The sequence below is a fragment of the Mixta sp. Marseille-Q2659 genome (genome assembly GCF_940807255.1).
In the GTDB taxonomy this organism is placed as follows: domain Bacteria; phylum Pseudomonadota; class Gammaproteobacteria; order Enterobacterales; family Enterobacteriaceae; genus Mixta.
The window spans coordinates 63,736-77,085 of the sequence record NZ_CALNWY010000019.1; the positions used below are offsets into that span (position 1 = coordinate 63,736).

15 protein-coding genes and 1 pseudogene are annotated in these 13,350 nt (G+C 53.5%); 12 read left to right on the forward strand and 4 right to left on the reverse strand.

Annotated features, from left to right (window positions below):
- Nucleotides 1-2: 2 nt before the first annotated feature.
- A complete protein-coding gene (locus P3C52_RS14085; protein ID WP_275555606.1) occupies nucleotides 3-983 on the reverse strand; it encodes a calcium/sodium antiporter in 981 nt (326 codons plus the stop codon).
- Nucleotides 984-1,208: 225 nt separating this feature from the next.
- On the opposite strand from P3C52_RS14085, the gene mlaF reads away from it, so the two are divergent.
- The 7 genes and pseudogenes from mlaF (at nucleotide 1,209) to murA (ending at nucleotide 6,001) form a co-directional block, all read left to right on the forward strand.
- The gene (gene mlaF, locus P3C52_RS14090) at nucleotides 1,209-2,024 is read left to right on the forward strand and encodes a phospholipid ABC transporter ATP-binding protein MlaF (protein ID WP_275555607.1); all 816 of its coding nucleotides are present in this window, start codon (nucleotides 1,209-1,211) and stop codon (nucleotides 2,022-2,024) included.
- A gap of 4 nt (nucleotides 2,025-2,028) precedes the next feature.
- Complete coding sequence (gene mlaE / locus P3C52_RS14095) at nucleotides 2,029-2,811, forward strand: lipid asymmetry maintenance ABC transporter permease subunit MlaE (protein ID WP_275555608.1); 783 nt, start codon at nucleotides 2,029-2,031, stop codon at nucleotides 2,809-2,811.
- Between the two features lie 4 nt (nucleotides 2,812-2,815).
- Complete coding sequence (gene mlaD / locus P3C52_RS14100) at nucleotides 2,816-3,355, forward strand: outer membrane lipid asymmetry maintenance protein MlaD (protein ID WP_275555609.1); 540 nt, start codon at nucleotides 2,816-2,818, stop codon at nucleotides 3,353-3,355.
- Nucleotides 3,356-3,367: 12 nt separating this feature from the next.
- A pseudogene (gene mlaC / locus P3C52_RS14105) lies at nucleotides 3,368-4,004 on the forward strand (phospholipid-binding protein MlaC).
- Nucleotides 3,997-4,302 carry a lipid asymmetry maintenance protein MlaB gene (gene mlaB, locus P3C52_RS14110; RefSeq protein WP_275555610.1) on the forward strand — a complete coding sequence of 102 codons (306 nt, stop codon included), beginning with the start codon at nucleotides 3,997-3,999 and terminating at the stop codon, nucleotides 4,300-4,302. Before mlaC ends, mlaB begins: the two are co-directional and overlap by 8 nt.
- A gap of 117 nt (nucleotides 4,303-4,419) precedes the next feature.
- Nucleotides 4,420-4,674 carry a BolA family iron metabolism protein IbaG gene (gene ibaG / locus P3C52_RS14115; protein ID WP_103060619.1) on the forward strand — a complete coding sequence of 85 codons (255 nt, stop codon included), beginning with the start codon at nucleotides 4,420-4,422 and terminating at the stop codon, nucleotides 4,672-4,674.
- A 67-nt stretch (nucleotides 4,675-4,741) separates the two neighbouring features.
- On the forward strand, nucleotides 4,742-6,001 hold the full coding sequence (murA, locus tag P3C52_RS14120) for a UDP-N-acetylglucosamine 1-carboxyvinyltransferase (RefSeq protein WP_275555611.1): 1,260 nt from the start codon (nucleotides 4,742-4,744) through the stop codon (nucleotides 5,999-6,001).
- 84 nt (nucleotides 6,002-6,085) lie between these two features.
- Here murA and P3C52_RS14125 read toward each other — a convergent pair whose 3' ends face one another.
- Nucleotides 6,086-6,352: a helix-turn-helix transcriptional regulator gene (locus tag P3C52_RS14125; RefSeq protein WP_275555620.1), complete on the reverse strand. Its 267-nt coding sequence runs from the start codon at nucleotides 6,350-6,352 to the stop codon at nucleotides 6,086-6,088.
- A gap of 301 nt (nucleotides 6,353-6,653) precedes the next feature.
- Nucleotides 6,654-7,625: an octaprenyl diphosphate synthase gene (gene ispB, locus P3C52_RS14130; protein ID WP_275555612.1), complete on the reverse strand. Its 972-nt coding sequence runs from the start codon at nucleotides 7,623-7,625 to the stop codon at nucleotides 6,654-6,656.
- Nucleotides 7,626-7,882: 257 nt separating this feature from the next.
- Between ispB and rplU the strand changes: the two genes are divergently transcribed.
- From rplU to fepB, 4 genes are all read left to right on the forward strand, one after another.
- Entirely contained in the window at nucleotides 7,883-8,194 is a 312-nt protein-coding gene (gene rplU / locus P3C52_RS14135; RefSeq protein WP_275555613.1) for a 50S ribosomal protein L21, read from the forward strand.
- 15 nt (nucleotides 8,195-8,209) lie between these two features.
- Nucleotides 8,210-8,467 (forward strand): 50S ribosomal protein L27, encoded by a 258-nt coding sequence (rpmA, locus tag P3C52_RS14140; protein WP_160623278.1) that lies wholly within the window; start codon nucleotides 8,210-8,212, stop codon nucleotides 8,465-8,467.
- Between the two features lie 208 nt (nucleotides 8,468-8,675).
- A complete protein-coding gene (gene cgtA / locus P3C52_RS14145) occupies nucleotides 8,676-9,848 on the forward strand; it encodes an Obg family GTPase CgtA (RefSeq protein ID WP_275555614.1) in 1,173 nt (390 codons plus the stop codon).
- Nucleotides 9,849-9,978: 130 nt separating this feature from the next.
- On the forward strand, nucleotides 9,979-10,971 hold the full coding sequence (gene fepB / locus P3C52_RS14150) for a Fe2+-enterobactin ABC transporter substrate-binding protein (RefSeq protein WP_275555615.1): 993 nt from the start codon (nucleotides 9,979-9,981) through the stop codon (nucleotides 10,969-10,971).
- On the opposite strand, the gene fes is transcribed toward fepB, so the two are convergent.
- Nucleotides 10,931-12,151, reverse strand: a complete 1,221-nt coding sequence (fes, locus tag P3C52_RS14155; RefSeq protein ID WP_275555616.1) for an enterochelin esterase — start codon at nucleotides 12,149-12,151, stop codon at nucleotides 10,931-10,933. The genes fepB and fes overlap by 41 nt on opposite strands.
- Nucleotides 12,152-12,277: 126 nt before the next feature.
- On the opposite strand from fes, the gene P3C52_RS14160 reads away from it, so the two are divergent.
- Nucleotides 12,278-13,350, forward strand: a 1,073-nt coding sequence (locus P3C52_RS14160) for a FepA family TonB-dependent siderophore receptor (protein ID WP_275555617.1), incomplete at its 3' end; no start/stop codon positions are given.

Here is a 13,350-nt window from a genome sequence, read left to right on the forward strand (position 1 = left end):
CTTTATCCGTTGAGACTAAATGGCTCCAGGTAGAGTACCGCTACCCAGGCGATGAAACCGATTAATAAAATCGCGCCGGCGCGGCGACCGATTCGGCGGCTGCGCTGTAAACAAATCAGCATAAACAGTGCGCTGACGCCCAGCATAATCCAGTAATCACGCGCAAAGGCGTCACTGTCGAAATCGCCGGGCTGAAGCAGGGCCGGCAAGCCCAGCACAATAGCCAGATTATAAATGTTGGAGCCGATAAGGTTGCCAATGGCAATATCATCTTCTCCTTTTAATGCGCCAGCGATCACGGTCGCCAGCTCCGGCAGGCTGGTACCTACTGAAATAATCGTCAGCCCAATCACCAGTTCGCTAACGCCGAAGTAATCGGCGATCACGGTGGCGTTATCGATCACCATGCGCGTTGACATGGGCAAAATAATCAGCGCAACCGCCAGCCACAGAAATGCGACCGTATTACCGGCATCGTCACGTGGCAGTTCCGCCAGCTGCTCGCGCGTAAGCGTATCGCTGTTATCCCGTTCGGCGCGGCGGGCAATGCGAATAATAAACAGCAGATAGAGCAGAGCGATGCCGATCAAGACGATGCCATCGCCACGGCTTAACCGGTTATCAAACAGGACGAGGCCGCTCAGCAAGGTCACCAGCAGCATCAGCGGCAGTTCGCGGCGCACTAGGTTGGAATGCACCGTCAGAGGATGCAGCAGCGCCGCGCCGCCCAGAATCAGCAAAATATTGGTGATATTCGAACCCATCACGGTGCCGACCGCCATATCCATCTGCCCGTGCGTGACGGCAGTAAAGGAAACAATCAGCTCAGGCAACGACGTGCCGATGCCGACGATGGTCATGCCAATGATCAGCGGCGGAATGCCCAACGAACGGCAAAGAATGGCGGCACTAAACACTAAACGATCGGCTCCATAGACCAGTAAAACTAAACCGATAACTAACAGTGCAGCGGCTAAAAGCATGAAAAATCCTTGGATCGGTTATACTCGTCGGTTTGCCAGACTCGTTTTTTTGCAGGCGCTATAAAGAATGGCGATGATTTTGACCGTCTGCGAGCAAAAAGTAAAACTTATGCCGATTTTCGCTACGACGAGGCGGTAAGTTTCTGTAAAACTCGCGGCTATTGTCTGTCGGGTGCGATTAACATTCACGATTTGAATCGCCTGAAATGGGTAACAGAGGTAGCAATGCAGCAGCCATCTACGAATCTGGTGGAAGTCCATGGAGTTAGCTTTACCCGTGGTAACCGCACCATTTTCGACAATATCTCGTTAACGGTGCCAAAAGGAAAAGTCACCGCCATCATGGGGCCTTCCGGCATCGGTAAAACAACCCTGCTGCGCCTTATTGGCGGGCAGCTACAGCCGGACGCCGGAGAGATCTGGTTTGATGGAGAAAATATTCCTAAACTCTCGCGCTCGCGTCTCTATGAAACGCGCAAACGCATGAGCATGCTGTTCCAGTCCGGGGCGCTTTTTACCGATCTTAATGTTTATGAAAATGTGGCCTGGCCGCTGCGGGAACATACCCGCTTACCTGCGCCGTTGTTGCACAGCACGGTAATGATGAAGCTGGAGGCGGTTGGTTTGCGCGGTGCGGCGAAGCTGATGCCTTCAGAGCTGTCCGGCGGGATGGCGCGACGCGCGGCGCTGGCGCGCGCGATTGCGCTGGAGCCCGATCTCATCATGTTCGACGAGCCGTTTGTCGGCCAGGACCCGATTACCATGGGCGTGCTGGTCAAATTGATCGATGAGCTTAATCATTCGCTAGGTATGACCTGTATTGTGGTGTCGCACGATGTGCCGGAAGTCTTGAGCATTGCTGATTACGCCTATATTGTTGCCGGGCAAAAAATCATTGCTCAGGGAACAACAAAGGCGCTACAGGAAAATCCTGATGCGCGCGTGCGCCAGTTCATTGATGGTATCGCTGATGGGCCGGTGCCTTTCCGCTATCCGGCTGGCGACTATTTCGCCGATCTTACCGGTTCAGGGAGTCAATAAACCGATGTTCTTAAATGCTCTGGCGTCGCTGGGACGTCAAGGGATCCAAACCTGCGCTGCTTTTGGCCGGGCGGGCCTGATGTTGTTTCATGCGCTGGCCGGTAAACCAGAGTTTCGCAAACATGCGCCGCTGCTGCTTAAGCAGCTCTATAGCGTCGGCGTGATGTCATTACTCATTATTCTGGTTTCCGGTCTGTTTATCGGCATGGTGCTGGGGCTGCAAGGCTACCTGGTGCTAACCACGTATAGCGCTGAAACCAGCCTGGGGATGCTGGTGGCGCTGTCGCTGCTGCGCGAACTGGGGCCGGTCGTCACGGCCTTACTGTTTGCCGGACGCGCTGGTTCGGCGCTCACGGCTGAAATTGGCCTGATGAAAGCTACCGAGCAGCTCTCCAGTATGGAAATGATGGCGGTGGATCCGCTGCGCCGGGTCATCTCTCCACGCTTCTGGGCTGGCTTTATCAGTATGCCTTTACTGGCGCTGATTTTTACCGCCGTCGGCATTTGGGGCGGCGCGCTGGTAGGCGTCAGTTGGAAAGGGATAGATCCCGGATTCTTCTGGTCGGCGATGCAGAACGCGGTAGATTTCCGTACCGATATTATTAACTGCCTGATTAAAAGCGCGGTGTTTGCCATCACGGTGACCTGGATCGCGTTGTTTAACGGCTATGATGCGATCCCGACTTCGGAAGGGATCAGCCGGGCTACTACGCGTACCGTTGTACATTCGTCACTGGCGGTACTCGGATTAGATTTTGTGCTGACGGCACTGATGTTTGGGAACTAAGGCAATGCAAACGAAAAAAAGTGAAATTGGAGTCGGAGCGTTCATGCTGCTGGCGCTGGTCGCCATCCTGTTTCTTTGTCTGCGCGTAGCGGATGTGAAATCGCTGGGAACCGAACCGACCTGGAAGCTCTACGCTACCTTTAACAATATCGGCGGGCTAAAAACCAGTTCTCCGGTCAAAATTGGCGGCGTCGTCATCGGACGCGTTACGGATATTTCTCTGGATGAGAAAACCATGTCGCCACGCGTAACCATGGAAATTGAAGATAAATACAACCACATTCCCGATACCAGTTCGTTGGCTATTCGTACACAAGGATTGCTGGGCGAGCAGTACCTGGCGTTAAACGTCGGCTTTGACGATCCCGATATGGGAACGGCAATATTGAAAGATGGCGATACGTTACAGGATACGAAGTCAGCGCTGGTGCTGGAAGATCTCATCGGTCAGTTCTTGTATAAGAACGGCGACGGTAATCAAGGCACGCAAGGGGAGCAAAACGCGCCATCAGCGCCGGCTCCTGCTAATTCAGTACAACCCTAAGAGGCTATACGTATGTTTAAACGTTTACTGATGGTCGCTATGCTGGTCATTGCGCCGCTGGCGGCAAATGCAGCAGACCAGACTAATCCTTATAAGCTGATGAATGAGGCGGCGGCGAAAACCTTTACCCGTCTGAAAAATGAACAGCCTAAGATCAAGCAGGATCCAAATTATCTGCGCGAGATTGTGCGCCAGGAATTGCTCCCCTATGTACAGATCAAATATGCCGGTGCGCTGGTATTAGGTCGTTATTACCGCGAAGCCACGCCAGCGCAGCGCGAAGCTTATTTCCAGGCGTTTGGTGACTATCTGGCGCAGGCTTATGGTCAGGCGCTGGCGCTTTATCACGGACAAACTTATCAAATCGCGCCGGAGCAGCCGCTCGGCAACGCGAACATTGTCGCTATTCGCGTCAGCATTATCGATCCTAACGGCCGTCCTCCGGTGCGTCTGGATTTCCAGTGGCGTAAAAACAGCCGCACCGGCGAATGGCAAGCCTATGACATGATTGCCGAAGGGATCAGCATGATCACCACGAAGCAAAATGAGTGGAGCGATACGCTGCGTACCCGGCGTCGACGGCCTGACGCAGCTGCTGAAAAAATACGCGGCGCAGCCTATTACGCTGGATCAAAAAAATAATGGCTGATCTTCTGAGCTGGCAGGTTGAAGCGAAAACGCTTCGCCTGCATGGGGAGCTGGACCGGGAAACACTGCTTGGACTGTGGCAACAGCGAGAAACCGTTATGCAGCATATTGAGGTAATCGATGTTTCCGGCCTGCAACGCGTTGACTCATCGGGGCTGGCGCTGCTGGTTCACCTGCGCCAGATTGCGCAGCAGCAGGGCAACAGCCCGGTTTTCAGCGGCATCACGGATAAATTACACTCGCTGATAACGCTCTATAATTTACAGCAGATTATTGTTTCTGCAGAAAATCCCGCCTGATAACTCCGGCTTCCTGCATAAGCCCCTGCTCCGTCAGGGGCTTTTTGTTTGTTTAAGATAAATGCGCTTTCAACTAAGATATGAGCCTGTTTATCATCAATCGAATACAAGAAAATCATGGAAAATAGTGAAATTCAAACAGTGCTGATGAATGCACTGCCATTAAAAGAAGTACATGTGAGCGGCGACGGCAGCCATTTCCAGGTTATTGCCGTCGGTGAGTTATTTGCTGAGCTGAGCCGTGTTAAGAAGCAGCAAACGGTTTATGCACCTCTGATGGAATATATCGCTGACAATCGTATCCATGCGGTATCCATCAAAACGTATACGCCTGAAGAGTGGGAACGGGATCGTAAGCTAAACGGTTTTTAAGCGGTTGGCGCGGCTTCTGTTCCGCGCCCTGACGGCCTTTTGAGTTCTGACAAAGAGAGCAGTTGCAATGGATAAATTTCGTGTACAGGGTCCAACCCGGCTAAGTGGTGAAGTGACCATTTCCGGCGCTAAAAATGCCGCGTTGCCGATCCTGTTCGCCGCTCTGCTGGCTGAAGAGCCGGTAGAGATTCAAAATGTCCCGAAACTAAAGGACATTGATACCACCATGAAGCTGCTCAGCCAGCTTGGGGTAAAAGCGGAGCGCAACGGCTCGGTGCATCTTGATGCCAGTAACGTCAATATTTACTGCGCGCCTTATGAGCTGGTGAAAACCATGCGCGCATCCATTTGGGCCCTGGGGCCGCTGGTGGCGCGTTTTGGCCAGGGCCAGGTCTCTTTGCCTGGCGGCTGCGCGATTGGCGCGCGTCCGGTAGATTTGCATATCACCGGCCTGGAGCAGTTAGGCGCGGAAATCAAGCTGGAAGAAGGTTACGTTAAAGCCTCCGTTAATGGACGCCTGAAAGGCGCGCATATCGTGATGGATAAGGTCAGCGTCGGCGCGACGGTGACCATTATGTCGGCGGCGACGCTGGCAACTGGCACTACCGTAATTGAAAATGCCGCGCGTGAGCCGGAGATTGTCGATACCGCAAACTTCCTGAATACGCTGGGCGCTAAGATCAGCGGTGCAGGCGGCGATCGTATCACGATTGAAGGCGTTGAGCGTTTGGGCGGCGGCGTTTATCGCGTATTACCGGATCGTATCGAAACCGGCACCTTCTTGGTTGCCGCAGCGATCTCCGGCGGCAAGGTGGTTTGCCATAAAACGCAGCCCGATACGCTGGATGCGGTGCTGGCAAAACTGCGTGAAGCGGGTGCCGAGATCGAAACGGGCGAGGACTGGATCAGCCTTGATATGCACGGTAAACGTCCGAAGGCCGTTAACGTGCGCACCGCGCCGCATCCGGGCTTTCCTACCGACATGCAGGCGCAATTTACGCTGCTCAACCTGGTCGCGGAAGGCACTGGCGTCATTACCGAAACTATCTTTGAAAACCGCTTCATGCATATCCCGGAACTGATTCGTATGGGCGCGCATGCGGAAATCGAAAGCAATACGGCGATTTGTTATGGCGTTGAGAAGCTGTCAGGCGCGCAGGTTATGGCGACCGATCTGCGTGCTTCTGCCAGCTTAGTATTGGCGGGATGCGTTGCGGAAGGTACGACCATCGTAGATCGTATTTATCATATCGATCGCGGTTATGAGCATATCGAAGATAAACTGATCGCGTTAGGCGCCCAAATCGAGCGTGTTAAAGGCGAGTAAGCTGCGCAGCAAAGTTGGCCGGCAATGTCCGATATTTAAAACAGCTCCCGCTTAGCGGGGGCTATTTTTTTAACGGAGGCTGGCTCAGGAGCGCGAGCGAATTAGTTTCTTACGATCAATAAGCTGCTTGGTTATCGGATCGTAATAGCGGCTGGGCCAAATTTCCGCTGGATGTACGGCAATGGCTTCGGCGATCAGCCATTCTCCCTTCGGCCAGGGGCGATTCAGCGCGTTTGCCAGTGTTGAAGAACTCAGGCCAGCCTGACGGGACAGAGCGGCAAGGGAAGTTCCCTTTTTATGCAGGGCGGCGATAATATCTGCTGCATGCCAGTCTTGTTTTATTGTATTCACATCACTCATAGCGCACTTCTCCCTATGCTCATTTTATCTCACAGATATAACTGGTATTTTTAAGAAACTTTAAATTAAATGAATCAGAGGAAAGGGTATGTTTGTTCTGAGCATTTAGCTGGTTTCATTCAAATACGTGAGTTTTTATAGCAAAAGGAATCCGTTAGTTTCCAGTAAATTTTAAATGATTCCAATAAAGTGTGTTTCTCTTCGCAAAAGCCTGGTAAATAACTGCAAACGAACGAGGAATAGCCGGGGGAAAGGGGAGAGTGGGAGCCTTAACCAGCGCTCCCGAAAAACATCAGGAATCGCGTTGCACGGCCATATGCGCCAGCGCTTCCAGCGCACTGCGCCAGGGGGACTCAGGCAACGCCTGCAAAGCGGCAATGGCTTTATCCGCTTCCTGCTCCGCGCGGCTGCGCGTCCATTCCAGCGAACCGCACTGGCGCATCGTTTCCAGCACCGGATCCAGCAGATGACGGCCATTTCCCTGTTCAATCGCTTCGCGGATCATCGCGGTTTGCTGCGCATTGCCGTGACGCATAGCGTGCAGCAGCGGCAGCGTCGGCTTACCTTCGCTGAGATCGTCGCCCACGTTTTTCCCCAGCGTTTGCCCATCGGCGCTGTAATCAAGCAGATCGTCAATCAGCTGAAAAGCGGTGCCCAGATAGCGGCCATAATCCTGTAACGCCTGTTCCTGCTCAGCGGTTGCGCCAGCGAGAATACCGGAAGATTGCGCGGCAGCCTCAAAAAGCCGTGCCGTTTTGCTGTAAATCACGTGCATATAGCTTTCTTCGGTAATATCGGGGTCGTTACAGTTCATCAGCTGCAACACTTCGCCTTCGGCGATAACGTTTACCGCTTCTGACATCAACGCCAGAATACGCAGCGAGCCGAGGCTGGTCATCATCTGGAAGGCGCGCGTATAAATAAAATCGCCGACCAGTACGCTGGCCGCATTGCCGAAAGCTGCGTTCGCTGTCGCTTTCCCGCGGCGCATATCGGATTCATCAACCACATCATCATGCAGCAGCGTGGCGGTATGAATAAATTCAATCAGCGCGGCGATCGTCACATGCTGATTTTCCTGGTATCCAAGCGCGCGTGCCGCAAGAATGGCAATCATTGGACGAATACGCTTTCCGCCGCCGCTGATAATGTAGTAACCCAACTGATTGATGAGCGAAACATCTGAATTCAGCTGTGAGAGAATGGTCTCGTTGACGGCCGCCATATCCTGCGCGGTTAATTCATTAATTTGTTCTAAATTCATCAGTCTGTTCAGCTATTGCTCTATTCAGCGCCATGTTAAGCGACTTTGCCCATGTCTGTGCCACGTAATGTATTACAGATTGTACTTGAAAAACGAGGCTCTTGAATCCTGAGTATGGCGCTGCGTTTTTTTTCTGCAATCCTTTGCTATGTCCTCTTGTCAAACCAGGGAATTTTGCGTAGAATTCGCGCCCTATTGTGAATATTTATCGCGCCGCCTGACAATTGAAGAGGGCAAGCGCAGAAGCGGAGTTTTATATGTACGCGGTTTTCCAAAGTGGTGGTAAACAACACCGAGTAAGCGAAGGTCAAACCGTTCGCCTGGAAAAGCTGGACATCGCAACCGGCGAAACAATTGAGTTCGATCAGGTTCTGATGATTGCAAACGGTGACGAAGTAACTATCGGCGCACCGCTGGTTTCAGGTGGCGTGATCAAAGCAGAAGTTGTTGCTCACGGTCGTGGCGAGAAAATTAAAATCGTTAAGTTTCGTCGTCGTAAACACTACCGTAAGCAGCAGGGCCACCGTCAGTGGTTCACTGATGTGAAAATCACTGGCATCAGCGCCTGAGAGGAGATCTGACAAATGGCACACAAAAAGGCTGGCGGCTCGACACGTAACGGTCGCGACTCTAATGCACAGCGCCTGGGCGTAAAACGTTTCGGCGGTGAATCTGTACTGGCTGGCAACATCATCGTTCGTCAGCGTGGCACCAAGTTCCACGCCGGCACCAACGTTGGTCTTGGCCGTGACCACACTCTGTTTGCTACCGCAGACGGTAAAGTGAAATTCGAAGTTAAAGGCCCGAAAAACCGTAAATACGTCAGCATCGTTGCTGAGTAAGGTTATCGTGCTGCAGGCTGATTAATCTGCCTGCCAGAGAATGAAAGCCCCGCAGAACATTGCGGGGCTTTTTACATTTTGAGCTTGCCTGATTTGCTGTACAATTTATGTACAGTCGTTCCGCAACGGGTCATCGCTTATGGCCTCGGCGGAATAAAGCCGCACCGGCGCGTCCGGATGCCAGGTGAATGATTTACGGAGAAGGTAAATGAAGTTTGTTGATGAAGCGACGATTCTGGTCGTTGCAGGTGACGGCGGTAATGGTTGCGTCAGCTTCCGCCGCGAAAAATATATTCCTAAAGGCGGCCCGGACGGCGGTGACGGCGGTGACGGCGGTGACGTTTATCTGTTGGCCGATGAAAACCTGAACACACTGATCGATTACCGCTTTGAAAAATCGTTCCGTGCTGAACGCGGACAAAATGGACAGAGCCGTGACTGTACCGGTAAACGCGGTAAAGATATCGTGATTAAAGTGCCGGTCGGCACCCGCGTTATCGATCAGGGCACCGGCGAAACGCTGGGCGATTTGACGCGCCATGAGCAGAAGCTGATGGTGGCTAAAGGTGGCTGGCACGGTCTGGGCAATACGCGCTTTAAGTCTTCGGTTAACCGTACGCCGCGTCAAAAGACCATGGGTACGCCAGGCGAAAAACGCGATCTGCAGCTGGAGCTGATGTTGCTGGCGGACGTGGGCATGCTGGGCCTGCCGAATGCCGGTAAATCTACCTTTATCCGCGCCGTTTCTGCGGCGAAGCCGAAAGTAGCTGATTATCCCTTTACCACGCTGGTGCCAAGCCTGGGTGTAGTACGTATGGATAATGAGCAGAGCTTTGTGGTTGCTGACATTCCTGGCCTGATTGAAGGCGCCGCCGACGGCGCAGGCTTAGGGATCCGCTTCCTGAAACATCTGGAGCGCTGCCGCGTGCTGCTGCACCTGATCGATCTGGCCCCGATTGATGAGTCCGATCCGGTAGAAAATGCGCGCATTATTCTTGGCGAGCTGAAAAAATACAACGAAAAGCTGTATAACAAGCCACGCTGGCTGGTCTTTAACAAAGTCGATCTGCTGGACAAAGAAGAAGCTGAAACGCGCGCGAAAGCGATTGTGGAAGCGCTTGGCTGGGATGAAAAATATTACCTTATCTCTGCCGCCAGCCAGACCGGCGTTAATACCCTGTGCTGGGATGTTATGTCCTTCCTCAATGCCAATCCGAAAGAAGTGGAAGAGGAAGAGAAAAAACCTGAGAAAGCGGAATTCATGTGGGACGACTACCATCGTGAAGCGCTGGAACAGGCAGAAGAAGTGGAAGATGAAGAGTGGGATGACGACTGGGATGAAGATGACGACGAAGGCGTCGAAATCATCTATCAGCGTTAATCACGCCAGTAAAAAGCCCGGCTTATCGCCGGGTTTTTTATTGCCTTTTTTCAGACTGAACAGAACAACAGTAGCGAGACGCTAAGGAAAATGATTATCATTACCGTCTAATTTACCGTCGGGATAGATCATGCTTTATCGCCAATGTTGTTTTCTGCTTAGCATAGTAATCGTTGCGTTAAGCAGCGCGTTTTCCGCTACTGCCAGCCAGACAGGATGGCCGCGCCAGCTGACCAGCGGCAAAGAAACCATTATTTTAACGCAGCCGCCGCAGCGCATTGTTTCCACCAGCGTCACTTTAACGGGCTCTCTGTTGGCTATTGATGCGCCGGTTGTCGCCAGTGCAGCCGCGATGCCTGGCAAGCGCTTTACTGACCAGCAGGGTTTTTTCCGCCAGTGGGGCGACATTGCGCGACAGCGTCATGTACAGCGGCTTTACAATGGTGAGCCATCGATTGAAATGATTGCGGCCGCGCAGCCCGACCTGATTGTTGTCAGTGCCACGGGGAATGATTCGGCGCTGGCGCTCTATCCTCAGCTGGCAGCAATCGCACCAACGCTGGTCATTAACTATGACGATAAAAGCTGGCAGCAGGTGATGCAGGATCTGGGACAGGCAACAGGTCATGAAGCGCAGGCCAAACAGCGCATTGCCGATTTTGATCGGCGTTTACAACAGATAAAGCAAAAGATTACGCTGCCGCCGCAGCCGGTTTCCGCTTTCGTCTATAACCGCCACGGCCCGCTGATCAATCTTTGGACCAGCGACTCGGCCCAGGGGCAGCTGTTACAGCAGCTTGGCTTCACGCTGGCGCCGCTGCCGATAAAGTTTGCCCGCATCGATCTGCAACAGCGGCGTGACAAATTGCAGATAAGCGGCGAGGGGCTGGTCACCGGTCTGACCGGCAAAACCTTTTTGCTGTTTGCCGCTGAGGATAGCGATGTGGCAACGTTTATGAAAGAGCCTTTGCTGGCCGCTGCGCCGGCGGTACAGCAGCGGCGCGTAATGGCGTTGGGAGCGGACAGCTTTCGTCTGGATTATTACAGCGCCGGACATTTACTCACGCGTATTGAACGGCTGTTTAGCACAGCGCCGCCCACAGCGTCTGCAAGCCATCCGTAAGACCGCCGCGCCAGCATAGTGCATCGTGACCGCCTTGAAACTCCCGATAATGAACATCATGACCGAACGACTGCAGCAGCGGCAGCAGCGTTCGGTTAGATTGCAAAATTATCTTTTCATGCAGTCCGGCTTCCAGCCACAGAGACTGAGCGCCTGCTGAACCTAAACCCTGCCTGAGTTGTTCACCCAGAAAACCGCCGCTATCGGCCGTGTGACGATCGGGCCACCAGAACGAACCTGACAGGCTGACGGCGCCGTTGAAGATATGAGGCCAGCTGAGGGCAGCATAAAGCGCGGACAGGCCGCCGTAGCTTTGTCCGGCCACCAGCGTCGGCAGAGTGCGATCCCATGCTGGCAACCCGTCGCTGACCTGCGGCAGCAGCTCCTCCTGTACAGCCAGCCAAAATTCAGGATTACAGGTCAGCTCATGGCTGCGCTGGGTGGTTCCCACAGAATCGATAAAAAGATAACAGGCTGGGGGAAGCTTTCCCTGCTGCGTCAGCTCATGTAGTGGAGCAGCTACCGGCATTGTGTTGGCCCAAAACTGTCCGTCTAACAGAACGGCCAGCGGGCGTGGCGCTTCCTTAGCTTCTCCCGTTTGCAGCAGCCAGACAGAGCGGCGGTTGGCAAGACGCGAACTGTGCCAAAAGCGGCTGACAGGCTGGCTGCCGGTTGGAGCCGCGCCGCGATCCAGATTGTGCCAGGCGGGCTGCGGCGGCGCTGCTGGCATATGTAATGGAGAAACAGCATGTCCGCGGCCATTACGCCAGCTCCGCAAAGGATTCAGCGGATCGGCAATTGCGGCGGGTAAATGAGATTTCCACCAGCTGCGTAGTCGATCGGCTGCCAGATCCTCTGCAGGAAAATCGGCGACGTCTTTGCTGGGAATCAGGCAATAGCTGCCGCGCCAGCGGCTGCTGAGCGTAACCTCGCCTTGCCACACGTCGGTTCCGGCGATGCGCTGTAGCGAAAAAGGGCGCTGCTGACGATGATGATCGGTCACGCCGGTGATGTTTAACCATACGCGGCGCGTGGAAGAACGCATCTCATCACCTTCCGGATCGCGCCAGTAAAAGGTGGTCTGACAGCGATCCGCTGACATCGCCGTTATGGCGGGGATACCCGCCTGAATCTTTTCCTGCCACCACGCTTCGCTGCCGGGTTGTACCTGATTAAACATGCGGTTCCCCAATCGTCAAAAAAGCAAAAGTTAATCAATAACAATATTGATAATCATTTTCATTTTCAATAATCTGTTTCCGCTTGTTAACAGGGTGAATAAACTGGCATCAATAACGGAAATAAAATGAAAAAGAAACACTACATAGCTTACCAGCTTCTTATGCCGCTCACGCTGGCTGGCGGACTGATAAGCATGAACAGCATGGCAGCAGACACGCAGGCTTCAGACGATACCAGCGCCGAAGATGGCACTTTAGTCGTTACGGCCCAACAACAAACTTTACAGGCGCCGGGCGTCTCCACCATCTCGGCAGACCAAATTAAAAAACATCCTCCCGCGCGGGATGTCTCCGAAGTGATCCGCACGATGCCGGGCGTTAACCTGACCGGTAACTCAACCAGCGGTCAACGCGGTAACAGCCGTCAGATTGATATTCGCGGTATGGGCCCGGAAAACACGCTCATTATGATTGACGGCAGGCCGGTAACCAGCCGCAACTCCGTGCGCCTTGGCTGGCGCGGTGAACGCGATACGCGTGGCGATACCAGCTGGGTGCCTGCGGAAATGATCGATCATATCGACGTCATTCGCGGCCCGGCGGCGGCGCGTTACGGCAATGGTGCCGCTGGCGGCGTGGTTAATATCATTACCAAAAAAGAAAACGACGGCTGGCACGGCTCGTGGGATACGTATTATAACGTGCCGCAGCATAAGGAAGAGGGCGATACAAAGCGCACCAACTTTAGTCTGAGCGGCCCGCTTGGCGACGATGTGAGTTTCCGTCTTTATGGCGGCCTGAGTAAAACCCAGGCGGATGCGCAGTATATTAACGAAGGACATCAGTCATTACGTACCGGCAGCTATGCCGATACGGTGCCGTCTGGCCGGGAAGGGGTAGAAAACAAGGATATTAACGCGCTGCTGCGCTGGGCTTTTGCGCCGATGCAGGCGCTGGAGTTTGAGGCAGGCTATAGTCGCCAGGGCAATCTCTATGCAGGCGATACCCAGAACACCAATACCAATGCTCTGGTAGATAAATATTACGGCAAAGAAACCAACCGGCTTTATCGGCAGAATTTTGCCGTCACCTGGACCGGAGCCTGGGATAACGGCATCAGCACCAAAAACTTTGCGCAGTATGAAAACACCCGTAACTCACGTCTCGATGAGGGACTGGCGGGCGGCACCGAAGGGAT